The sequence below is a fragment of the Kibdelosporangium phytohabitans genome (assembly GCF_001302585.1).
Lineage (GTDB): Bacteria > Actinomycetota > Actinomycetes > Mycobacteriales > Pseudonocardiaceae > Kibdelosporangium > Kibdelosporangium phytohabitans.
On sequence record NZ_CP012752.1, the window covers coordinates 5951597 to 5974297 of the forward strand.

At 69.4% G+C, this 22701-nt stretch carries 21 protein-coding genes; 16 read left to right on the forward strand and 5 right to left on the reverse strand.

Features of this window, described 5'->3' with window-relative positions:
- Window positions 1–146: 146 nt before the first annotated feature.
- Genes AOZ06_RS26825 through AOZ06_RS26850 form a run of 6 tightly spaced genes read left to right on the forward strand, consistent with a single transcriptional unit; the run spans window position 147 to window position 3455 of the window.
- Window positions 147–878 carry a DsbA family protein gene (locus tag AOZ06_RS26825; RefSeq protein WP_054291932.1) on the forward strand — a complete coding sequence of 244 codons (732 nt, stop codon included), beginning with the start codon at window positions 147–149 and terminating at the stop codon, window positions 876–878.
- Window positions 875–1426, forward strand: a complete 552-nt coding sequence (locus tag AOZ06_RS26830) for a vitamin K epoxide reductase family protein (RefSeq protein ID WP_054291933.1) — start codon at window positions 875–877, stop codon at window positions 1424–1426. The genes AOZ06_RS26825 and AOZ06_RS26830 overlap by 4 nt, the downstream gene beginning before the upstream one ends.
- 23 nt (window positions 1427–1449) lie before the next feature.
- Entirely contained in the window at window positions 1450–1848 is a 399-nt protein-coding gene (locus AOZ06_RS26835; RefSeq protein ID WP_054291934.1) for a DUF5709 domain-containing protein, read from the forward strand.
- A 43-nt stretch (window positions 1849–1891) separates the two neighbouring features.
- The gene (locus tag AOZ06_RS26840) at window positions 1892–2488 is read left to right on the forward strand and encodes a molybdopterin-dependent oxidoreductase (RefSeq protein WP_054291935.1); all 597 of its coding nucleotides are present in this window, start codon (window positions 1892–1894) and stop codon (window positions 2486–2488) included.
- Entirely contained in the window at window positions 2488–3198 is a 711-nt protein-coding gene (locus tag AOZ06_RS26845) for a ferredoxin reductase (protein ID WP_157233261.1), read from the forward strand. The genes AOZ06_RS26840 and AOZ06_RS26845 overlap by 1 nt, the downstream gene beginning before the upstream one ends.
- Window positions 3199–3203: 5 nt before the next feature.
- Entirely contained in the window at window positions 3204–3455 is a 252-nt protein-coding gene (locus tag AOZ06_RS26850; RefSeq protein WP_054296944.1) for a DUF6510 family protein, read from the forward strand.
- On the opposite strand, the gene AOZ06_RS26855 is transcribed toward AOZ06_RS26850, so the two are convergent.
- Window positions 3409–5136, reverse strand: coding sequence for a bifunctional copper resistance protein CopD/cytochrome c oxidase assembly protein (locus AOZ06_RS26855; protein ID WP_157233262.1), 1728 nt, complete (start codon window positions 5134–5136; stop codon window positions 3409–3411). The genes AOZ06_RS26850 and AOZ06_RS26855 overlap by 47 nt on opposite strands.
- A 651-nt stretch (window positions 5137–5787) precedes the next feature.
- On the opposite strand from AOZ06_RS26855, the gene AOZ06_RS26860 reads away from it, so the two are divergent.
- Genes AOZ06_RS26860 through AOZ06_RS56800 form a run of 5 tightly spaced genes read left to right on the forward strand, consistent with a single transcriptional unit; the run spans window position 5788 to window position 11575 of the window.
- Window positions 5788–7071, forward strand: a complete 1284-nt coding sequence (locus AOZ06_RS26860; protein ID WP_063810117.1) for a hypothetical protein — start codon at window positions 5788–5790, stop codon at window positions 7069–7071.
- Window positions 7068–8036, forward strand: a complete 969-nt coding sequence (locus AOZ06_RS26865) for a glutamate ABC transporter substrate-binding protein (RefSeq protein ID WP_054291939.1) — start codon at window positions 7068–7070, stop codon at window positions 8034–8036. Before AOZ06_RS26860 ends, AOZ06_RS26865 begins: the two co-directional genes overlap by 4 nt.
- A gap of 4 nt (window positions 8037–8040) precedes the next feature.
- Entirely contained in the window at window positions 8041–9333 is a 1293-nt protein-coding gene (locus AOZ06_RS26870; protein ID WP_157233263.1) for a hypothetical protein, read from the forward strand.
- Window positions 9330–10340, forward strand: coding sequence for a glutamate ABC transporter substrate-binding protein (locus AOZ06_RS26875; protein ID WP_063810118.1), 1011 nt, complete (start codon window positions 9330–9332; stop codon window positions 10338–10340). The genes AOZ06_RS26870 and AOZ06_RS26875 overlap by 4 nt, the downstream gene beginning before the upstream one ends.
- Window positions 10337–11575 carry a caspase family protein gene (locus AOZ06_RS56800; protein ID WP_054291942.1) on the forward strand — a complete coding sequence of 413 codons (1239 nt, stop codon included), beginning with the start codon at window positions 10337–10339 and terminating at the stop codon, window positions 11573–11575. The genes AOZ06_RS26875 and AOZ06_RS56800 overlap by 4 nt, the downstream gene beginning before the upstream one ends.
- 46 nt (window positions 11576–11621) lie before the next feature.
- Here AOZ06_RS56800 and AOZ06_RS60290 read toward each other — a convergent pair whose 3' ends face one another.
- A complete protein-coding gene (locus AOZ06_RS60290) occupies window positions 11622–11798 on the reverse strand; it encodes a hypothetical protein (RefSeq protein ID WP_236952536.1) in 177 nt (58 codons plus the stop codon).
- A gap of 7 nt (window positions 11799–11805) precedes the next feature.
- On the opposite strand from AOZ06_RS60290, the gene AOZ06_RS26885 reads away from it, so the two are divergent.
- From AOZ06_RS26885 to AOZ06_RS26895, 3 genes are read left to right on the forward strand one after another with little or no spacing between them, the layout of a single operon-like run.
- Window positions 11806–13797: a serine/threonine-protein kinase gene (locus AOZ06_RS26885; RefSeq protein WP_420844472.1), complete on the forward strand. Its 1992-nt coding sequence runs from the start codon at window positions 11806–11808 to the stop codon at window positions 13795–13797.
- A 16-nt stretch (window positions 13798–13813) separates the two neighbouring features.
- Entirely contained in the window at window positions 13814–15163 is a 1350-nt protein-coding gene (locus tag AOZ06_RS26890) for a VWA domain-containing protein (RefSeq protein ID WP_218921781.1), read from the forward strand.
- Window positions 15163–15525 (forward strand): GntR family transcriptional regulator, encoded by a 363-nt coding sequence (locus tag AOZ06_RS26895; RefSeq protein ID WP_157233265.1) that lies wholly within the window; start codon window positions 15163–15165, stop codon window positions 15523–15525. Before AOZ06_RS26890 ends, AOZ06_RS26895 begins: the two co-directional genes overlap by 1 nt.
- Before the next feature lie 167 nt (window positions 15526–15692).
- Here the strand turns inward: AOZ06_RS26895 and AOZ06_RS26900 are convergent, their stop codons facing one another.
- Together AOZ06_RS26900 and AOZ06_RS26905 are read right to left on the reverse strand one after the other, a co-directional pair.
- Window positions 15693–17144 carry a DUF4419 domain-containing protein gene (locus AOZ06_RS26900; protein ID WP_054291945.1) on the reverse strand — a complete coding sequence of 484 codons (1452 nt, stop codon included), beginning with the start codon at window positions 17142–17144 and terminating at the stop codon, window positions 15693–15695.
- 26 nt (window positions 17145–17170) lie between these two features.
- Window positions 17171–17494 (reverse strand): putative quinol monooxygenase, encoded by a 324-nt coding sequence (locus tag AOZ06_RS26905; RefSeq protein ID WP_054291946.1) that lies wholly within the window; start codon window positions 17492–17494, stop codon window positions 17171–17173.
- A 198-nt stretch (window positions 17495–17692) separates the two neighbouring features.
- Between AOZ06_RS26905 and AOZ06_RS26910 the strand changes: the two genes are divergently transcribed.
- Window positions 17693–18079, forward strand: coding sequence for a toll/interleukin-1 receptor domain-containing protein (locus AOZ06_RS26910; protein ID WP_054291947.1), 387 nt, complete (start codon window positions 17693–17695; stop codon window positions 18077–18079).
- A gap of 8 nt (window positions 18080–18087) precedes the next feature.
- The gene (locus tag AOZ06_RS26915) at window positions 18088–21786 is read left to right on the forward strand and encodes a tetratricopeptide repeat protein (protein ID WP_054291948.1); all 3699 of its coding nucleotides are present in this window, start codon (window positions 18088–18090) and stop codon (window positions 21784–21786) included.
- Here the strand turns inward: AOZ06_RS26915 and AOZ06_RS26920 are convergent.
- Entirely contained in the window at window positions 21772–22593 is an 822-nt protein-coding gene (locus AOZ06_RS26920) for a GAF and ANTAR domain-containing protein (protein ID WP_054291949.1), read from the reverse strand. The genes AOZ06_RS26915 and AOZ06_RS26920 overlap by 15 nt on opposite strands.
- Between the last annotated feature and the right edge of the window lie 108 nt (window positions 22594–22701).

Genomic DNA, 22701 nt, shown 5'->3' on the forward strand with positions numbered 1-22701 from the left:
AGGACCATGGCGCGGTGGCGAGGTCGATGCCCGGGTCCTGTCGTCACCGTGAGTACATCCGATCGTGGACGGCCGGGAACCTTTCCCGGCCGTCGCACGACCACCTGGATGTCATGGTGTCTCACTGAGTAAGGACGGCTTCGTCGATGTCACGCGCCACCCGCGGGAAGTCCACCGCGTTGCCCGGCCGCCGCGGGCCCTCGGTCAACCTCATCCTCACCATCGGTCTGGTGGTGCTGGCCGTCCTGGTGGTCGGCGGGATCCTGCTGTTCAACCGATCGGACGAGAAGACGGCGGTGCCGCCGGAGAAGCTCGTGCCGGCCGGGGCGCACACGCTGTCCACTGTGAACGGCAACAAGGTCACCCTGGTGGAGTTCCTCGACTTCCAGTGCCCGGCGTGCGCGTCGTACTACACGAACATCACCAAGAAGGTGGAGCAGGACTACCAGGGCCGGATCACGTTCGTGCCCCGCAACTTCCCCCTGGAGATGCACCCGCTGGCGGTGCCGGCGGCCCGGGCCGCCGAGGCTGCCGGGCGGCAGGGCAAGTACAACGAGATGTACCACGCGTTGTACAACGGCTATCGGGAATGGGCCGTCGCGGGCCAGGACGTGAACTCCGACGTGGCCGCCGCGACCGCGAAGTTCGAGCAGTACGCCACCACCATCGGCCTCGATGTGGCCAAGTTCCGCACCGACGTGACGTCCCCGCAGGTGCAGACGGTGATCGACAGGGGCATCGCCGACGGGCGTGAGGTGGGCGTCGACAGCACTCCGACGTTCTTCGTCAACGGCGAGAAGTTCGAGCCGACCGGCCGCACGCTCGCCGACGTCGACCGTCAGCTGCGCGAGAAGCTCGACCAGGCGCTGGCCGGATGACCACGAACAGGCGCTTGGCCTGGCTGTACGTCATCGGCGGCGGTTTCGGCCTCGTCGCCGCGATCGCGCTGACCCTGGAGAAAATCGCCAAGCTGCGGGATCCGGCCTACGTGCCGACCTGCTCGATCAACCCCGTGGTGTCCTGCGGCTCGGTGATGGACAGCCGCCAGGCGGAGGCGTTCGGATTCCCCAACCCGTTGCTGGGGATCGCCTTGTTCGCGGTCGTGGTGACCACCGGCGTGGTCGTCCTGGCGGGGTTCGAGCCGCCACGCTGGTACCGGCTGGCGATGCAGGTGGGAACCGCGCTGGGCGTGGTGTTCGTGCACTGGCTGATCGTGGCCAGCCTGTACGACATCCACGCGCTGTGCCCGTACTGCATGGTCGTGTGGGTCGTGACCATCCCGCTGTTCTGGTACACGACGCTCGACACCTGGCCCGCGCTCGCGCCCCTGCGCCGGGTGCACAGCGTGGTGCTGGTCCTGTGGTACCTGGTGATCGTGGTCCTGATCCTGGTGGAGTTCTGGTACTACTGGCGGACGTTGCTCTGAGCCACGGGGCGTACAGTGGCACCGTGGACGGCGACATCGACGACAGCGACAACGCGGACACGGGCATCCTCGACCCAGAGGACACATTGGACGATCGCAACGCGTACGACGAGGGCTACTCGCCGCCGGAGAAGGCGCCGGTCCTCGACGAGGGCGTGAGTCTCGGCGACCGGCTCGCCCGTGAGGAACCGGACGTGTCCTATGACGACGGAGACGACGGCCTGGGTGACACCGGCGACACCGACGGCGAACTGATCGACGACGAGGTCGGTGGCGGCAGAGCGGGCCGCCTGGTCGCCGCCGACGAGGGCTTCGGTCCCGACACCGACGGCGAACTGCGCGCTTCGGACGTCGGTATCGACGGCGGCGCCGCGTCCGCCGAGGAGGCCGCCGTGCACGTGGTCGACCCCAGGGACGACTGAGTCTGCTCTGGCGGGTCCGGCGGGTAGTGCCCACAGCGCACGCATGAGCATCGTGACGCGCGGCTTCCGCGGCAGACGTGATGTCGCGCCGGACCTGCCTCCCGGGCAGTACCTGACCCACGACTTCCCTGTGCTGTCGGCTGGCCCGACGCCACGCGTCGACCATGACCGCTGGCAGTTCACCATCACCAGCGAAGCAGGCGCCCGGCACACGTGGACGTGGCGCGACCTGCTCGCGTTGCCGAACGAGCAGCCGCACGGCGACATCCACTGCGTGACCAAATGGCCGAAGTTGAACACCCACTGGAAAGGCGTCTCGCTCGACGTGCTGTTCGACGCCGTCGACACGGGCGCCGACTACGCGGTGGTGCGTTCCTACGGCGGCTACACCACCAACCTGCCGGTGGAGGACCTGCTCGACGGCCAAGCATGGCTCGTCTACCGCTATGAAGACGACGATCTGACGCCCGAACACGGCGGTCCTGTGCGGCTGCTCGTCGCGCACCTGTACTTCTGGAAGTCCGCGAAGTGGGTCAAAGGGCTCGAGCTGAGCGACAACGACGAGCCCGGTTTCCGGGAGACGCTCGGGTACCACAACTACGGTGACCCGTGGCGCGAGCAGAGGTACACGGGCGACTGATGATCCTGCGCTGGCTGCCCGGAACCGTCGCCGACATCAGCGTCGAGACACCCACCTCCAGAACCATCGGGTTCGACATCCCCGACTGGCCGGGGCACCTGGCCGGTCAGCACGTCGACGTCCGGCTGACCGCCGAGGACGGCTACAGCGCGCAGCGCAGCTACTCCTTGGCCGCGCCCACCGACGAGGACCGGATCGAGATCATGGTCCAGCGAGTGCCCGGCGGCGAGGTCTCGTCGTTCCTCGTCGACGAACTGCTGCCGGGTGGCGTGATCGAACTGCGCGGCCCGATCGGCGGCTGGTTCACCTGGCAATCCACCCTGGCCACTCCGGTGTCGCTGGTCGCGGGCGGATCGGGGATCGTGCCGCTGATGGCGATGATCCGCGCGCGAACCCGGGCGGGCAGCGACGCCGGGTTCAAACTGCTGTACTCGGTGCGCGGCCCGGCCGACGAATACGACGCCGACGAACTGACCAAGCACTCGGTCGACGTCACCACGATCCAGACGCGATCGCAGTCCCCGTCCGCGCGCCCCGCCGGCCGGCTGCGACCGGCGGACCTGGACGCCCTGTGGCCCGTCGCCGCGGGCGCGCGGGCGTACGTCTGCGGGCCGGCCGGGTTCGTCGAGTCGGCCGCGAAAGCACTGGTGGACAGGGCAGCGGACCCTGACACGATCCGTACCGAACGATTCGGCCCATCCGGAGAGTGACGACCATGCACGTCGATGGCAACGCGATCGCGGGTGTCCTCGGTTTCGACGTCTCGGTGCTCAAGCCGACCTGCGGGTCGTGCGGCAGGCTCGGGCCGTTCACCGAGCACCACGTCTACGACACCGGGCCGGGGATCGTGGTCCGGTGCGCGGGCTGCGGCGAGATCACCGCGCGGCTGGTCCGCACGGACACCGAGATCTGGCTGGATCTCAGCGGCTCGCAGTCAGTTCGCGTTCCCTTGCCCGCTGAGGCGTGACCAGCAGGACCAGACCGGTGATCAGCAGCGGAACGACACCGAAGCCGATCACGATCGCGCCCCCCAGGTGCTGCGACGCGGCCAGGTCGGCGATCCACGGCAACCGCAGCGACCGGTGGAACGACTCGCCGATCACGGAGTCCCTGAGCAGCAGCGCGACCCCGAACACCGCCTGGGTGGCCAGCGCGGCGAGCACCATGAGCCGCCTGACGGCCGGGGAGATCTCGGACGCGAACGCGGAACAGAAGAACGCGCAACCGGTGAGCAGGAACCACAGGTGGATTCCCGTGCGCACGACCGGCTGGTCCAGCGACCACTCGAACACCCCGGTGAGGTACACGAGGTAGAACGAGCTGGAGAACAGGACCGTAGCCACCACGGGGTGCAGCAGTACCCGCCGGTCACGTGGCATGCCGAGGACGAGCAGGATGGGGGAGAGGATCGCCAGGACCAGCGTGCTCACCACGTGCAGGCTGAACACCGCGGGAGCGTACCGGCCGATGCCGGACGACGTGGCCAGCAGGATCCCGGCACAGCCCGCGAGCCACAGCGGCAGCCGGAAACCGCGGTGCCGCAACGCCGAAACGGCGAGCACGATCGCGCCCGTGCCCAGCAGCAAGTCGAATCGCCAGTCCGTGAGCAGGGCCGGCACGTCCGGTGGTCCACTGAGGACGTACCCGAGCCTCAACTCGACGGTCGGCACGATCGCGACGTGTTCGGGAGGTGGTGTCCGGGCGAGAGCGGCGGCCAGGCCGATCGTCATCAGCATCAGCAGCACCTCGACCGCGCCCAGTCTGAGCAGCGCACGGCTGGTGCCGGTCCGGACCACTTCCGCGACACCGGTGCGGCGCTGGAAGAAACCGAACACACCGAGCAGGCCCAAGGCCACGACCTTGGCGACGACGAGGAAGCCGTACGACGTGGTGAACAGGTTCTCCGGTTTCACCCGGACCAGCGCGTTGATCACGCCCGAGGCGGCCAGTGCGATCCAGCACCACAACGCCGACGCCGAGAACCGCGTGACCGCGGCCGTCAGGTGCTCGCCTGTGCGGTAGGCCAGGATCGCGAGCAGCCCGCCGACCCACAACGCGGCGGCGACCAGGTGCGTCAACAGGCTCGCGGTCGCCCAGTCATGATCACCGCCACTGGACGAATGCCCGCTCGAGGCAACGGGAACCAGTCCGAGCAACGCCAGCCCGAGGAGCGCTCTCGTGGCGGCTCGCGAGGTCACCCGTCTCGACGACGCCATGATCACCGCGCCGATGAGGGCCGTGAGCATCCACGCCCGCGTCGGCTCCACAGCGAAAGCGAGTTCGAGAAGCCGGTCCCACTCCAGGATGTAGCCCAGCGGGCGCGCGTAGACGTCGGCCAGCGTGAACGGCACCGACAACAACGCCGCCACCGCCCACACACCAGCCGCCCAACCGGCGATCCTGACCGGGACACGCTCGGGCTCCGGAAGCAGGAACGCGGAGAACAACAACCCTCCGACGCACACGACAGCGGCCACTTCGGCCAGGACACGGACAACTGGCAGCCCGTAGCTGGCGTAGAGGTCCGTTCCGCGCAATCCCGCGACAGCGAAGTCGTTGCCGGTGACCGACAGCAGCCCGACGGCGACCAGGCAGGCGATCAGCGTTCCCAGCCCCAATAGGGCCCCGGTCCTCGGAGATACGCGCACGCGCGGAGCCTAGAGGCAGAGCCCGCCTGCGCCATGCCGGTATGCGCTCACCGGCTATCCACCCCATTCAGTACTACGAACACTGTTAATAAGCTTGTGACGAAAATCTACCGACAACACGCAAAGTAGGCCACGATGGTGGCACCGGGGAAGGGGATGGGCTGGCCAGTGCCAGGAGTTCGTCGATCACCGGTTCCGGGCCACCGCGGTGCCGACGGCGTCGAAGCACGGATCACCGGTGCACGCCTTCGGATCGATCGCGATCGGACCACGCGCCCGGGCCGTCGCTCAATGCGTTGCCGAGACGCAGATCGCCGTGCAGGCAGACGGGCGGCCGATCCGGGCGAAGGCTTCCTCGCGCCGGCCGCGCGGATCTCGCGGCCACTGTGCCGCAGCTCTCGCCATTGCTCCGGCGCGGCAAGACCGACGAGGGCTCCACTGCCGAACAGGTCCCTCACTCGAATTCGCACCGCGAGGCCGGTCGTGCGGCGACCTCGGCGAGCCACCGCCGAGCGTCCGGACCGAACCGGCTCACCTGGTGCGCGCTCTCCTGGCGATGATCGCATCTTGGTAACCGCACGCTCAGGCCCGTAACGCGCACGGCGAGTCACCGATTCATGTGGTGCGCATCACGTGACTTGAGGGGGTCGGTTGGCGCCCAATGAAAGCAGGCCGGGCGGTTGTCGCAAGGCGATCTTGTACAGCCGCCGCGCACCGGGGCAGCTCACCGTACTGCTGATAGTGCTGGTACTGGCGTGTCTCGCGGCCGGGCTGGGGGCCGTGCTCGACGTGCAACGGCGGCAGGACGTGCTCGTCGGCGTGATCGACCGCGGCGGGCCGTTGACCGGTGCGGCGGTGGAGATCTACCAGTCGTTGTCGGACGCCAACGCCACTGCCGCGAGTGCGTTCCTCGTCAGCGGCGTCGAACCGGCCAACCTGCGGCAACGGTACGAGTCCAACATCAACGAGGCGTCGGCGGCGTTGTCGACGGCGGCGTCGGGCTCGCCGACGGGGGAGAGCGCGGCGACTGTCACCCAGTTGGCCGTCTACCTTCCGTACTACACCGGGTTGGTCGAACGGGCGAAGGCGTACAACCGGCAGGGGCAACCGCAGGGCGCGGCGTACCTGCGGCAGGCCTCCCACCTGGTGCAGTCGACGATGTTGCCGTCGGCTCAACGGCTTTTTCACGCCGAGACCACCCGATTGGCGCAGGCGCAGGAGGACGCCGGTGTGGTCGGCTGGGTGTTTCTCGGTGTGGGGCTCCTGGTGCTGGGGGGATTGGTGGCGGTTCAGATCTACCTGGCGCGCACGACCCGCCGGGTGTTGAACGCCGGGATGCTGGCGGCCACGGTCGCGGCGGTGGCGGCGATCTCGTGGTACGGCATCGCCACGACCAGCGCGGCCGATCACAGCGTCGCGAGCCGCCAGTCCGGTTCGGCGGCGGTCGAGGCGTTCGCGCACGCGCGGATCAAGGCGCTCGAGGCCCGCAGCGACGAGGCGCTGACGTTGGTGGCCAGGGGAAACGGCCGGTCCTACGAGGATCATTTCGTCGGCGTGCGCAATGAGCTGAACAACGGGATCCTCGCGCGTGCCAGTGCGGCGGCGGGGCCGGAGACGGCCGGGCACATCAAGAGCGCGATCGACGCCTGGTACGGCTGGGTGGACAGCCACAAGGAGCTGCGCAGCCAGGACGACACGGGCAGCTACGACGATGCGATCAGGCTGGCGACCAGCGGTGACCCGGGGGTGTTGTCCAGCAAGGTCGACACGGAGCTCGGTGCGGCCATCGCGCGTGCCGCGGATGCGTTCCGCCGGGAGGCGGTTGAGGCGCGGGACGCGGTGGGGGGCGCGGACGTCGGGATCGGTGTGCTGATGGTGCTGGCGGCGTTGGGTGTGTGGTTCGGGCTGACACTGCGGATCCGGGAGTACCGATGAGGATCCTGGTGCCGCTGGTGGCGGTTGTCGCGTTGAGCGCGTGCGGTGTGGAGTCCCAGGATCCTGTGCCGGTGGGTGTGCCGTCGGTGGTGGTGCTGCCGTCGGGTGTACAGGATCCGGCGAAGGTGCCGGAGGCGTCCACGAAGGTGTGCAACCCGAAGGAGAGCCTGCGGCCGGGTCCGCTCGCGCCCGGGGGAGCGGTGGCGAGGATCAAGGAGCGCGGCAGGCTCGTGCTCGGCATCGGGTCCAGCGCGTACCTGCTCAGCCACCGTGACCCGTTCAGCGGCGAGATGCGCGGGTTCGAGGCCGAGATCGCGCGGGAGATCTCCGCGGCGATCTTCGACGGCGATCGGAACAAGATCCAGTTCAGGGCGTTGAACGCGGCCGAGCGCATCCCGGCGGTCCGCGGTGTGGACGAGCGCGGCAACCAGGTCGAGATGGTCGACATGGTGATGGCGGCGATGACGATGACCTGTGAGCGGCGGGAACTGGTCGCGTTCTCGGCCGAGTACTACCCGGCTGGTCAGCGGATCCTGGTGAACCGCGGTTCGGGCATCCAGTCCAAGGAGGACCTGGGCGGCAAGAAGGTCTGCGCGTCGGCGACGAGTACCAACATCAACACGCTCGCCGAGTTGCGGGCGAAGCCGACCCCGGTCGCGGCGGCCAACACCAGCGACTGCTTGTTGTTGCTGCAGCAAGGGCAGATCGACGCGGTGTCCACCGGCGACGTGATCCTGGCGGGACTGGCCGCGCAGGATCCGGCGACGGTGATCGTCGGGCCGCCGTTCACCCAGGAGCCGACCGGGATCGCGATGTCGCGTGAGTCGCCGGACCTGGTGCGGTTCGTCAACGGGGTCCTGGAGAACATGCGGACCAGCGGCAAGTGGCAGCAGCTGCAGAGGGACTGGCTGCGGGACTACATCGGGGACGCCGCGCCGCCGGTTCCCGTGTACGCGGCGGGGTGAGCCGGTGCAACTGCGATATCCAGCGCGGCTGATGGCGGTACTGGCCGGACTCGTGGTGCTGTGCCTGGCCACGGGACTGGCCGCGCTGGCCGATGTCCAGCACCGGCGTGGCGTCCTTGTCGGTGTGGCTGATCGCAGCAGTCCGCTCGCGGGTGCGGCGGTGTCGGTCTACCAGTCACTGTCGGATGCCGACGCCACGGCGACGGGTTCGTTCCTCGCTGGTGACCAGGCGCCTGCGGCGGAGCGGCAGCGGTATCTGCATGACATCACGGAGGCGGCGTCCGCGCTGAGCACGGCGGCCGCGGGTGCGCCGGACGTGCGGACGGCCACGAGGGTGGCTGAGCTGACTGCTCAGCTGCCGATGTACACGAGCTTGGTCGACACCGCGAGAACCTACAGCCGGCAGGGCTTGTCGCTGGGTGCGGCGTATCTGCGTGAGGCGTCCGGGCTGGTCCGTGAACGCATGTTGCCTGTGGCGCAGCAGTTGTATCGCGATGAGATGGCCAGGCTCGGGACGGCGCAGGAAGACGCGGCTTCCACGGCGGTGCTTCCGTTGCTGCTGGGGATTGTCGCGTTGGGTGCGCTCGTGGTCGTGCAGATCTACCTTCGGCGGACGACCAACCGGGTGTTCAACGCCGGGCTGCTGGTGGCGACCGCCGCGACGTTCGCCGCGTTGATGTGGCTGGGATTCGCCTCGGCGAACGCGGCCGAGCACAACGAGACCGGGCGGCGAGACGGCAGCGCTCAGCTGGAGGCGTTGGTCGAAGCGCGCATCACTGTCCTGACGGCCCGCAGCGAAGAGGCGTTGTCGTTGGTGGCGCGGGGGAGTGGGAAGTCCTATGAGGACCGCTTCCAGCAGGCGCGGGCGCGGCTGGACGGCGACGGGGCCACCCTCGGGTCGTTCGCGGCGGCGCGTGACCGTGCCGGCCAGCCGGAGACAGTGGCCAAAGTGGACGGAGCACGGTCTTCGTGGCAGGTGTGGCTGGACAAACACGGGCAGTTGCGGACGTTCGACGCTGACGGCGACTACAACCGCGCGATCCAGGTGGCCACGGGCGTCGACCTGGCCCATACGGACACTGCCAAGGTCGCCGACGGCAGCACCGGGCAGCTGGCGGCGCAGGTGGTGGACCAGCTCAGTGCCGCGGTGGGGCAGGCGCAGGCCAGGTTCGACGACCACGCCGGGCAGGCGACGAGCGCGTTGGACGCGGTGGATGTCGGCATCGTCCTGCTGGTCCTGCTGGCCGCCGGTGCGGTGACGGCCGGGATGGCGGCGAGAATCCGGGAGTACCGATGAGAGCTCTGGTGATCGTGCTTGTGCTGGTCCTGGTGGCGGCGTGCGGCCAGGCGCCGGGCACGATCGTGCGCAGGCCGCCGTTGTCGATCGCCGAGCCGATGCCGCCGGGCATGGTGCCGGTGCCCAGCGCCGACGCGTCCGCTGTGCCGCCGGAGTGCGGGCCGGGCGGGAGTTTCGACCCGTACGCGAACAGTCTCCGGCCGCTCGTGCCGCAGCCGAAGCCGGGTGCGATGCCGCCCGGCAGCGTGATGGACGAGATCGTCCGGCGCGGCCGGTTGATCGCGGCGGTCGACCAGAACCTGAACCTGTTCAGCTCGCACAACCCGCGGACCGGCTCGCTCGAGGGCTTCGACGTGGACGTGGTGAAGCAGATCGCCAAGGCGCTGCTGGGGAATGAGAACAAGGTGCAGTTGCGGGCGGTGAACTTCACCGACAACTTCGCCGTGCTCAACTCGGGCGAGGTGGACATCCTCGTCGACTCGATCACGATCACGTGCGAGCGCCGCTACAGGCACAAGGTGTGGTTCAGCACGAACTACTTCGAATCCGGCCAGCGGGTGATGGTGGCGCGGCGTTCGCCGTACAAGTCGGTCAACGACCTGGGCGGCAAGCGGGTGTGCGCGCCGGTCAACACGACGTCGATCCGCGAGATCCGCGACTACTCGGCGGTGAAGCTGGTCCCGGTGGCGGTGGCGGAGTTCTCCGACTGCCTGGTGCTGCTGCAGCAGGGACAGGTCGAGGCGGTGTCGTCGACCGACAGCGTGTTGCTGGGCATGGTCCGGCAGGACCCGACGCTGCACATGTCGGGGGACCGGTTCACCAGGGAGCCGCACGGTATCGCGGTGCGGGAGCGTGACTCGGACATGATCCGGTTCGTCAACGGCGTGCTCGAGCAGATGCGTCAGGACGGCACGTGGCGTCAGCTCTACGGCACGTGGCTGAAGGGATTGGACGGCGACGGTGTCGTGCCGAATCCACCGCCTGCGCAGTACTTGGCGGGATCGTGACGGCCCGGCTGCCCGATCCGGGCACGTCCCGTGCGGTGCTGATCGGCACGGCGCAGTACCAGGACCCGGATCTGACGGCGCTGCCGAGCGTGGCGGGCAACCTGATTGACCTGGCCGCCGCGCTGACCGATCCGCGGGGAGCGGGACTGCGGCCGGAACACTGCCTGGTGCTGCGGGATCCGCCCGCGCAGGCGGATGTGGGTGATCAGATCGTCACGGCCGCGAGCGAGGCCGAGGACGTGCTGCTGGTGTACTACTCCGGGCACGGCCTGATGACGTGGGGCCGCACGAGTGAGCTGTGCCTGGCGTTGCGTGACACGCGGTCGAAGTCGTTGCAGACCTCGGCACTGCGCTGCGCGGATCTCCGTCAGTACATTTTGGACAGCCCGGCGCGGACGCGGGTGCTGATCCTGGACTGTTGCTTCGCGGGCCGCGGCATCGAGCCGACGATGAGCTCGGCTGCGGACACGATGCTCGGCGAGGTGGACGTGGCGGGCGCGTTCGTCCTGGCCGCGGCGCAAGGCAAGGCGTTGGCGCCGTTGGGTGAGCAGAACACGTTGTTCACGGGTGAGTTGCTGCGGTTGTTGCGGGAGGGCATTCCGTCCGAGCCGGGCATGCTGCTGACGTTGCACGTGCTGTTCCGTGAGGTACGGGCGGTCATGCGCCGCAACGGGTGGCCCGAACCGCGTGGCAACTCCAGTGACATGGCCGCGCACCTGGCTCTCGGGCACAACCCGGCGCACTTGGTGCGCAAGGCGATGGACGCGCTGCGCGGGGACATCACGCGCCTGCGGGCGGAGGAAGCGCAGACCCGGCAGGTGCACGACACCGTGCGCGACAAGATCAGGGAACCGAACCTGTCGCCGTTGACCGAGGTGGCGGACCGGCTGGTTGATCGGCTGGACGAACTGGAACGGTACGCGGCCACGGGGCGGTCGGTCAGCCGCGAGCTCGCCGAGCTGAAAGGTCAGCTCACCGACGGCCGCAACGAGACCCGTCGCCTGCGCGTGCAGGGCGACGGTTTGCTCGACCGGCGTGCGGAGTTGCGTGAGCGGCTCAAGGGCTATCAGGCGCAGGCGGTGCGTCTGCGGATCGCGGAGGAATGGGACGTCGCGGAGTTGTACGTGAAAGCCAGGACGTTGTTGTGGACCAAGCCGTGCGACCTCGTGCTCGCGTTGCGCGCTGTCAACGCCTACCAGCAGGCCGTCACCAACCTCAGGGAGAAGCGCAGATGAGCGCCTGTGTCGAACCTGGCTGCGAGGGATCGTATGGTCCGCACGGTTACTGCGACGAGTGCGGGACCAAAGCGCCGGTCGCCGCACCGCCGCCACCGCCGCCAGTCGCGCCCGAGTCACGGCCGGAGCCGGGCAGCGGCACACACAACAGCCAGCGTGCGGTGTCCCGGCCGATCTCCCGTCCGGTCAGCACTTCCCGGTTCGGCGCGGGCTGGGTGAGCATGCCGAGGGTGACCCGCTCCGACAGCGCGACGACCGCACCCGTCCCGGAGATCGACGAGTCCCAACGGTTCTGCCGGACGTGCAAGTCACCGGTCGGCCGGGGCCGCAACGGCCAGCCCGGACGGCCGCGGGGGTTCTGCACCAAGGACGGCACCCCGTTCTGCTTCGAGCCGACACTGGCCGAGAGCGACTCGGTCGACCGCTACGAGATCGACCGGTGCATCGCGCGGGGCGGTCAGGGCTGGATCTACCTCGGCCACGACACGCACTTCGACGACACCGGCGGGCAACGGCCGGTGGTCCTCAAAGGAGTGATCGACAGCACCGACCCGGACGCCATCGAGCAGGCACGCCAGGAGCGGCGGTTCCTGATCGAGGTGGACCACCCGAACATCGTGAAGGTCAACGACTTCGTCCGGCACCCGGACCCGTTGACCGGCACCATGGCCGGGTACCTGGTGATGGAGTACATCGACGGCCGCACCCTGCTCGACCTGCACCGGGAGTACCGGGACGACGAGGGCAACCGGGCGCCGCTGCCGTTGCCGCACGTGCTGGCGTACGGCATCGAGGTTCTCCAGGCGATGGCGTACCTGCACGAGAAAGGCTTGTTGTACTGCGACTTCAAGCCAGACAACGCGATGCACACCGGTGACCAGCTCAAGCTGATCGACCTGGGCGCGGTGGTGCGTGCGGAAAGCGTGCCGGACTCGTTCCTGGGTACGGTCGGCTACCAGGCGCCGGAGGTGGTGGACACCGGGCCGACGGTCGCGTCCGATCTGTACACCGTCGGCCGCAGTCTCGCGGTGCTCAGTTTCTCGTTCGAAGGGTTCACCAGGCAGTTCCGCGACCGGTTGCCCAACCGCGACGACGTGCCGTTGCTGGCGGCGAACGAGTCGTACGACCTGCTGTTGCGCCGTGCCACGCACACCGATCCGGCGCAGCGGTTCACGTCCGCGGAGCAGATGAGCCAGCAGCTCGAAGGTGTCCTGCTGGAGGTGCTGGCCGCGTCGGACGCGCACCCCCGGCCCGGGTTGTCGCGGGTGTTCACCGTCGAGCAGCGCACGTTCGGTACGGACACGGTCGTGGGCGACGGCCGGCCGGGGTCCCAGGTGGACTGGTCGGCGCTGGTCCCGGCGCTGCCGACGCCGTTGGTGGACCCGGTCGATCCCGGCGCGGGGCACCTGGCGGCGATCGCGGCGGCGGACCCGGATTCGGTGGTCGACGCGTTGCTGGCGATCCCGGTGGACAGTCCGGAGATCGTGCTGCAGCTGGTCGGTGCGCGGATCGCGGCGGGTCAGCTGGACGCGGCGCACCAGGATCTGGACGTGTACGCGGCGAAGGCGCCGCACGACTGGCGGCTGTCCTGGTACCGCGGTCTGGGTGAGCTGGCGGCGAGCCGTCCGCGCGAGGCGCGGCCGTACTTCGAGCAGGTGTACGCGGTGTTGCCCGGTGAACTGCCGCCGAAGCTCGCGCTGGCGGCGGCAGCGGAGTGGGACGGTGACGACGACCGCGCGGGCCCGTTGTACGAGCGGGTGTGGCGGACCGACACCAGGTATGTCAGTGCGGCGTTCGGGTACGCCAGGGTGCTGGAGCGGCGCGGTGAGCTGACGGCGGCGGTCGCGGCGCTCGACGGCGTGCCGGAGGACAACGCGCAGCACACGTTCGCCCAAGTCGCGGCGATCCGTGCGTGCCTGGCGCCGAACCTGGCGAAAGCGGAGCTGCTGGAGGCGGGTGCCCGGTTGAAGCGGTTGCCGCTCGGGATCGAGCGGCAGGCCGAGCTGTCGGTCGAGGTGTTCCAGGCCGCGCTGGAGTGGGTGCGGCACAACGAAGGCGTCGACGGTGGCGGTGAAGTGCTCGGCCGCAGGCTGGCGGATCGCCAGTTGCGGTTCGGGCTGGAGAAGGCCTACCGCGACCTCGCCGGTGTCACCGAGGACGCCGACCGGCGGATCGAACTGGTCCGCACGGCCAACCGGGTCCGGCCGCGGACGTTGTTCTAGTCGAAGGGGGGTGGCTGTGGATTTCGAACTGCACGTCGATCACAACCGGTACCTGCCGGACGGCGGCCGGACGATCGACGCGGTGGTGTCGGTGAGCGCGGCGGGCGGCAAGCGGGGGCCCGCGCTGACCGCGGCCGAGGTGATCATGATCGACTGCTCGGGGTCGATGGAGGGCGAGAAGATCATCGAGGCCAAGCGGGCCACCGGTCAGGCGATCGACCTGTTGCGCGACGAGGTCGCGTTCGCGATCGTCGCGGGCACCACCGGTGCGCGGATGGTGTACCCGCGCAACGAGGCGATGATGGCCGCGTCCCCGGCGACCCGTGCCGAGGCCCGTGAGGCGGTGCGGCGCCTGCAGGCCGACGGTGGCACCGCGATCGGGACTTGGCTGGAGCTGGCGAACAAGCTGTTCCGGGCGCAGGACGCGGATGTCAAACACGCGATCCTGCTCACCGACGGCCACAACGTGCACCAGAAACACGAGGAACTCCTGGCCACGCTGGAGCGCTGCCGCGGTCAGTTCGTGTGCGAGAGCCGAGGCGTGGGCGACGGGTGGTCGGCGGAGCCGCTCAACGCGGTCGCCGACGTGCTGCTGGGCACGGCGGACGGGTTGCCGGACGCCAAGAGCCTGGCGGCGGACTTCCAGAAGATGATCGAGTCGGTGATGGGCAAGACCACCGCGAACGTGGGCCTGCGGCTGTGGCTGCCGCGCGGTGCGCGGATCCGGTTCGTCAAACAGGTCTACCCGGACATCCTGCCGCTGACCGAGAACGGCCGCGCGGTCTCGGACCGGGTCACCGACTTCCCGACCGGGTCGTGGGGCGCGGAGACCCGCGACTACCACCTGTCGATCGAGTTGCCCGCCGGCAAGCAGCTGAATCACGAAATGCTTGCCGCACATGTGAAAGTGGTGGTCGACGACCAGGACGTGGCCGAGGGGCTGATCCCGGCGCACTGGACGGCGGACGCGGCCTTGTCGACCGCGATGAACCAGCGCGTGGCGCACTACACCGGGCAGCAGGAGCTCAACTCGGTCACGCAGGAGGGGCTCGCCGCGCTCGCGGCCGGACGCGACGAGGAAGCCACGGCCAAGCTCGGCCGGGCCGCTCAACTGGCCAAAGCCTCCGGCCACGAGGACACGCTGCGCGTGCTCAAGCGCGTGGTCACGGTGATCGACGCACCGACCGCGCAGGTGCGGTTGCGCCGTGACATGTCGGCGGTGGACGCCGAGATGGCGTCGGTGCGGTCCCGTAAAACCGTGCAGTGGCGCAAGCACAAGGGCGCCACGGCCGGTGACGACGGCGGGACGCACGCCGACGAGGACGACACCGACAGCGAGAACGAGAACGACGGTTCGGTATCGTGATGTCCGTGATCACGATCGACCCGAGCTCGTCGGTGGCGCCCTTCGAGCAGGTCAGATCCCAGTTCGCCCGGCAGATCACCGACCGGGCGCTGCCCGTCGGTGCCAAGCTGCCGACGGTGCGCGCGCTGGCGGTCGAACTGGGACTGGCGGCCAACACTGTCGCCAAGGCCTACCGTGAGCTGGAAGAAGCGGGCCTGATCGAGACCCGCGGCCGGGCGGGCACGTTCGTCAGCGCCGCGGGGCAGCAGAGCCGCATCGTGATCCAGCGCGCCGCACGCGACTACGCCTCCCAGGCCCGCGCGTTGGGCCTGAGCGCGGACGAGGCGTTGAGCATCGTGAAAGCCGCGCTGTCAGCCACATAGTCCCCCCGGACTGGTCGGTGATCGGCCGCGGCGACCCGCGTCAGGTCTCCAGCCGAACCCTGGGCAGCTCGTCCACCCGGGGACCGGATCTCCGCCGAGCGCGAGCGCCTCGGCCTGCGGCGCACTGAGCGCCTGGGTGGGTGATGGTTCGTCGGCGGGTGTGACCGTCAGTGTCCCCCGAGCAGATCGGTGAGCATCCCGGTGCGCAGGTGCTCGATGTCGCCTCCGGAGTCCATCGCCGCGTCGAGCACCATCGCCAGCGAGGTGCCGTACACGGGGACGTCCGCGGGATCGTCCGCGAGCTGGTCGCCGTCGCTGTGGCAGACGATCCAGTAGCCGGTGATCGGGTTCCGCAGCGACAGGACGAGTGCGAGGTGCCGGTCGCCGGGCAGGTCGGCCACGACCTGGGCGGGTGGGGCTCCGCCGGGCAGCTCGAGCCAGCTGCGGTCGCCTTCGGAGCGCAACCGCCAGGTGCCGTCGAGCAACGCCGCGGATCCGATGCGGCGGTCGATGGCGATCAGCTCCGCCGTGGCGGTGTCCTTCGACTCGGCCGGGGCGGTGGTGTCGTGTTCCTTGATCAGCCGGTCGATCACGTCGTCGATCAGGGGCGTGGCGGGCATCAGGTGCCAGCCCGCGATCGGGCGCAGGGCGCCGTCGGGGTCCTGCGCCACGCCGACCAGGCCCGCGTGCAGCGCCACCTGGGAGTTGTCGCCCTCGCGGACGTTGACGCGCACTGTGGACAGTGTGGCGGGCACCGCGTCGCTGCGGATCCCGCGCATCCCCGCGGTGCCCTTCGGCTCGCTGATCGTCAGCTCCAGCAGCGGATTCGGCCGGCTGATCACGCCGTTTTCCTTCACATACGGGTAGAACCGCGCGGCCCACCCGTTGATCACCTCGCCGCCGTAGGCGTCGACCGGGTTGTAGATCCGCTTCCAGAACGCGGTGTCCACGTCACCGGCCGCGGCCCGCGCGAACTGGTCGGTGATCGGCCGCAGCGACCGGCACCACGTCTCCAGCCCGAGTTGTTCGACGTAGTCCACGCGCGACCGGATCCTGCGCCAGTCGTCGACCGTGCCGGTCAACGTGATCGACGGGATGCCGCAGATGCTGATCAGCCACAGTGAGAAGTAAGAGGAGTAGGCGTCGAGCAGGACCACGCGCCCGGCGGTGCGTTCGACCGGGGTGCTCGTGCTGAAATCGCATTCGAAGATCTCCGCGTCGGTGATCTCCTCGGCCAGGCGTTTGCTGAACGCCTCCACGAAGTACTGCCAGCTGTCCGGATCGTTCGGCGTCGTCACGCCGGAGTGGTGGACCGGCAGCCGTTCGCGGCCCTCGTGGCGCACCAGCATCGGCCGTAGCTCGGCGGCGTTGAGGCGGATGTGCTGCGCCACGCCCTGCGCGATCGTCAGCCACACCGCGTCCGGCGACAGCACGAGCGGGCGGTGCTCGGCGAAGGCGCGGCCGACCGCGCTGAGCAGCGGGTGCACACCGTCGGGTTCGATGATCGGGCGTGCCGGGTCGCCGCCGATGGCGATCGCGTCGGCGTGCACCTCCCGCAACGGCCGTGCCGGCAGCGGGTCGGTGACGGGGGCGACGTCATCGACGGCGAACACGATCATGGAACGACCCTACTGCGGCGGGTGTGTCACTCCACAGTGAATTCGCCGAGGGCGGACCAGTCGTCCTGCGGGACGGTGAAGTTGACGATCTTCGGGGTGGCGACCAGGTACTGCGGGAAGGTCTGCCGGGCCTTGGTGAAGTGGTCGGACTGCACGTGCGCCGCGCCCGCGTCGTCGTCGCGGAACGCCTCCACGATGACGTACTCGTGCGGGTTGTCCACGCTGCGCGACCAGTCGAACCACAGGCAGCCCGGTTCGGCGCGGGTCGACTCGGTGAACTCCCTCGACAGCTCCGGCCACTGGTCGGCGAACTCCGGTTTGATCAGGAACTTCGCGGTGATGAAGATCATTACCGCATCGTATCGGAGTCGCGGCGCGCCGCACGGCGCACAATGGGACACACCCGCCGTCAACGTCCACTCCGGACAATTCCGGGCCGGGCGCGTGGTCGTGCCGAGTGGCAATGACGAGTTGTGCCGGATGTGGTCCAGTCCACACTTCTCCCGCGCCGAACGGCTATCCTTGAGCGTGCCGATGGGAGGGGTATCTTGGCCGCGGTCTTCATCAGTTATCGCAGCACGGATCACGCCGAAGCGGAACGACTCGCGGTCGATCTGCGCGGCCACGGACATCAGGTCTGGCTGGACACCTGGGAACTGCGTCCCGGCGATTCCGTCGTGCAGAAGATGGACGACGGACTGGCCGCCGCGCAATATCTCGTGCTCTGTTATTCCACGAATTCGACACGCAGTCCGTGGCAGTCGCGGGAATGGATGTCCGCGCTGCACCGGCAGGTCAGCGGCAAAGGCGTGAAGCTGCTGCCGGTCATCCTCGCCGGTGGCGAGGCGCCCGCGATCCTCGCCGACATCAAGCACGTCGACCTCGGTGCCGACTGGGCTGAGGGTGTGCGGGCGCTCGCCGCGGCGATGAAGTGACAGAAGAAATGTCCCGGCAACCGGTGTACGTCGCATGCGCCGACGGTGAGGACGACCTGGCCGAGAAACTGGCGAGCCCGTTGCGCGACGCCGGTTACGACGTTATGCACGACGGCACAGTCCTGGTCGGCGAATCCCTTGTCGGCGCGGCGTTGAAAGCCATGGATTCGGGTGTGCCGATCGTATTGTGCGCGACCGTGATGTCGGTCGGCAGCGCGTGGGCGCACAAGATCGTGAACGCCGGGCACGCTCGCGGCAACTGCGTATTCGTGGTGCAGATGGACGAGCGGGCGTACGTCGATCAGCTCTCGGTCAAAACGAAAGTCGCGAAGTACCACGCCGATCCGGTGACGGCTGTGCGTGATCTGCTGGACGCGCTGGTCGCCCATTTCCCGCCGGCGCCCCGCGTGTCCGTGAAGAGGGACGTGCCCAGCGGGGGACTGCCGTATCTGGACCAGCCGACCGATCTGACCGTGTTCGACGTGGACGCGTTGCAGGACTTCCGCACGCAGCTGCGCACCGAGGTGTCCGCCCGGTTGTCCGGCGAGCTGACGCCGTGGCAGTTCCTCGAACAGATCGAGGTCTGGACCGACGGCAAGCTGACCCGCACCGGGGCGCTGCTGTTCGGCCGCAGCCCGACCTCCGCGTGCCCGGCGGCGATGGTCAAGTGCGTCCGGTACTACGGCCTGGACCGCTCCGACCAGCGCGACGGCGAGACCTACGAAGGACCGGTGACGGCACAGATCGTCAACGCGCGCGAGTTCGTGGCCAAGCACGTGCGCCGCGGTGAGCGCCCCAGCGAGGACCACGCCCAGGCCGTGCCGGTGTACGCGTTCCCGATGATCGCCGTCCGCGAGATCATCGCGAACGCGCTGGTGCACCGCGACTACTCGCACCTGAAATCGTGTGTGCACGTGCGGGTGTTCGACGACCGCGTGGAGATCAGCAGCCCCGGCGGCTGGATCGACCACGACATCCCGGCAGGGGAGAAGCACGAGCTGGCCGAGTTCAACGGTCAGTCGGTGAAACGCAACTACCGGCTCGCGCACCTGCTGTCGTGGGTGCGGCTGGTGGAGGGCGAGGGCAGCGGGATCCCGTCGGCGCTGCGCGACTGCCGCACCACCGGCAGTCCGATCCCGACAGTGTTGCGCGAGAAGGACTTCATTACGGTCACGGTCTGGCCGCGGCCACCGGAGCAGGCCTCGCAGGCGGTGCGGGACGTGAGCATCGCGGGTACCGGCCAGCGGCTGCCGCAACCGCGCACGCTGCCGCGCGGGGTGAAGACGTTCGTCGGCAGGGAAGCCGAGCTGGGCTGGCTGGAAAGCTCACTGGACGCGGGCGTCTTCCTGATCACCGGCGCACCGGGCACGGGCAAGACCACCCTCGCGGTCAACTTCGCCCACCAGGTCGCCGACCGCTATCCCGACGGCCAGCTGTACGTGGACCTGCGCGGCTTCAGCCCGTCGGGGCGCCCGGTGCAGGCGGCCGAGGCGTTGTTGCTGTTCCTGGACGCGCTGGGGGTCTCGCGCCAGGCGATGCCGGTCGAGCTGGACGCGCGGGTCGCGCTGTACCGCAGCATCGTCGCCGGGCGGCGGATGCTGGTGCTGCTGGACAACGCGCGCTCCAGCGAGCAGGTCCTGCCGCTGCTGCCCGGCTCACCGCAGTGCCGGGTCCTGGTGACCAGCCGCGCCCGGCTGGCCGACCTGGTCGCCAAGAACGACGCCGTGCAGGTGGCGTTGAACGTGTTCGACCGCAGTGCCGGGATCACGCTACTGTCGCGGTGTCTCGGCGACGACCGCGTGGACGCCGAGCCCGAGGCCGCCGCGAAGCTGGTCGAGTACTGCGGCGGGTTGCCGCTGGCGTTGCGGATCGTCGCCGCGCACGCCGCCGCCCACCCGGAGTTCCCGTTGCAGGTGCTGGCCGGTGAGCTCAACGACGCGAACAACCGGCTGGCCGTGCTGGCCGGTGACGACGAGTCCGCGAGCATCCGCGCCGCGTTCTCGTGGACCTACCAGGCGTTGAGCCCCGAGGCGGCGCGGGTGTTCCGGCTGCTGGGCCTGCACCCGGAGCCGGACATCGGGTTGCCCGCGGCGGCGGCGCTGACCGGGTTGTCCGAGCCGCAGGCGCAGCAGGTCCTGCGTGAGGTGTGCGTGGCGCACCTGATGCACCACTACACGCCCGGCCGCTACCGGTTCCACGACCTGCTGCGGCTCTACGCGCACGAGCAGGCCATGACGCACGACTCGGACTGGCAGCGCGACGAGGCGATCCGGCGGGTGCTCGACCACTACATCGACCGCGGCGCGAAAGCCGACCGGCACTGGTTCGCCTCCGAACGGCCGGTGCTGCTCGCCGCGATCGACTTCGCCGCGCAGCAGGACCTGGCCGAGCGGGCGTGGCGGCTGGCCGCGGTGATCACACCTTTCCTTGACCAGCAAGGACTGTGGCACGACCTGGCGGTGGTGCTGCAGACCGCGCTGGGCGCGGCCGACCAGGCACGCGACCGGCAGGCCCAAGCCGACATCCACCGCAGCCTCGGCGCGGTGCACGGCCAGTTCGGGCGGATCGCCGAGGCGGCCAAGCACTACGAGCTCTCCCTCGGCCTGTGCCGGGAGCTGGGCAACGAGGTGGGGGAGGCCCGCTCCGAACTCGCGCTCAGCGAGGTCCACGCCCGCCGCAACCAACCCGACGAAGCCGTCTTCCACGCCCGGGTGGCGCTGGATCTGTTCCGCCGCAACGCCGACCGGCACGGCGAAGCGGACGTGCTGGTCACGCTGGCCGACTGCGCGGCGCAGACCGGCGCGCCCCGCCAGGCGTTGCACGAGTTCCACGCGGCCCGTGAGCTCTACCGGGACCTGGACAACCGCCGCGGCGAAAGCGTTGCCCTGGAAGGACTCGGGCAGGTGCACCACCGCCTGTACCAGTTCACCGACGCGGTCGAGCACTACGAGGCGGCGCTGCGGCTCTCGCGGGAAGGCGGCAACCGGTACGCCGAAGCCGTCACCCTCAACCGGCTCGGCGACACCTACCGCGCGCTCGGCGACCGGACCAAGGCCCGCTCGACCTGGCAGCACGCGTTGAAGCTGCTCAACGAGTTCGGCGACCCGGACGCCGAGACCGTGCTGGCCAAGCTGGCCGAACTGGAACAGCGGGGGATCGCCAGCACGCAGGATCCCGCGATCCTGGTCGTGGACGCGCTGGAGGACTTGCGGGCACTGCGCGACGGGCCGTTGCGCGCGTTGAAGAAGGCGTTCCGCCGCACCGACATCGACTGGGCCTCCTGCCGTTCGCAGGACCGCGGCGACGGCGTGATGATCGTGGTCCCGGCCGAGGTGGCCAAGGCGGTGTTCGTGGACGCGCTGCCGCACGCCCTGGTGGCGGCGGTGCGTGAGCACAACCAGCGCCAGCCGGAGAACCGGCGGTTGCGGCTGCGGGTGGCGCTGCACTCCGGCGAGGTGCCCGTCGGCGACGCCGGACCGGTCGGTGCGTCGGTCAACTTCGCCTTCCGGCTGGTCGACGCGGATCCACTGCGCAAGGCGCTGGACGAGTCGGACGGCTCGGTCGCGTTCATCGCGTCGTCGACGTTCTACGACAACGTCATCCGCCCGCACCCGAACGCGGACCTGAGCGCGTACCAGCAGGTCAGTGTGGCGATCAAGGAAACCGACGCGATCGCGTGGATCCACGTGCCGTCACCGCAGTCGTAGCGCCTGCGTGTGCACGTACTCCAGCGCGTCGAGCACGATGGTGCGCTGGTGCCAGTCCAGCCACAGCGCGGTCTGCGCGGCGAGCCTGTCCAGCTGGTCGAGCTGGGCGGGGGTAGGGGAGTGGCCCGGCGCGCTGTGGTGCGTGGACACGACCGCGACGCATCGGCCGCCCTGCACCAGCAGGGGAGTGCTCTGGATCGCGCGCACGCCTTCGTTGAGCACCATTTCGCCGGAGCGGGTTCCGGCGAGGGGCGGGTCGAGCGCCACGTCTTTGACGATCACCCGGCAGCGTTGCCGTACCGCGGTGCCGCACGGGGTGCTGTCGTCGGCGACGGTGGCGAAGAAGTCGATGAACTCGGCCGACAGGTTGCGGTGCTGTTCGAGGTTCAGCGCGCCGGTCAAGGGGTCGAGCAGCTGCAGGTCACCGACGCCCGTGTCCATGACGGTCAGCACGACGTCGAGGAACGACCCCAGCGCGGCGGTTCGGTTGTTCTGCTTGTCGTTGACGTAGCTCAACGCCGGCATGGCACGCCGGACCCGCCCGGGAAACCAGTCGGGGCCGGCGGGTGCCTTGGCGACGAGCAGCCCGCCTGCCAGCGCCGACAGTTTCAGGTTGTGTCGCTGCGCGCCTTCCCGCATGAGGTCGAAGGCCGTGTCGGCGTCGAGGTCGTAGCGGCCTTGCACCATGCCCAGCGCGCGGGCGATCACCGGTCTGGAACGCAGCGCGGCGCGTAGGTCGTAGATCTCCTGGTGCAGCGATCCCGGCTGGTCGGGCGCGGACAGATCAGAGTTGCTGGTTCGCGACACACGCGCTCCCTGGTCCTCAGGCATGACAAGGAAACGCCGGGTTTGCCGCGCTGTTGGACCCACACCGACCGGGCAACCCTATCGTTCACTCCACCCAGTACTACGGAC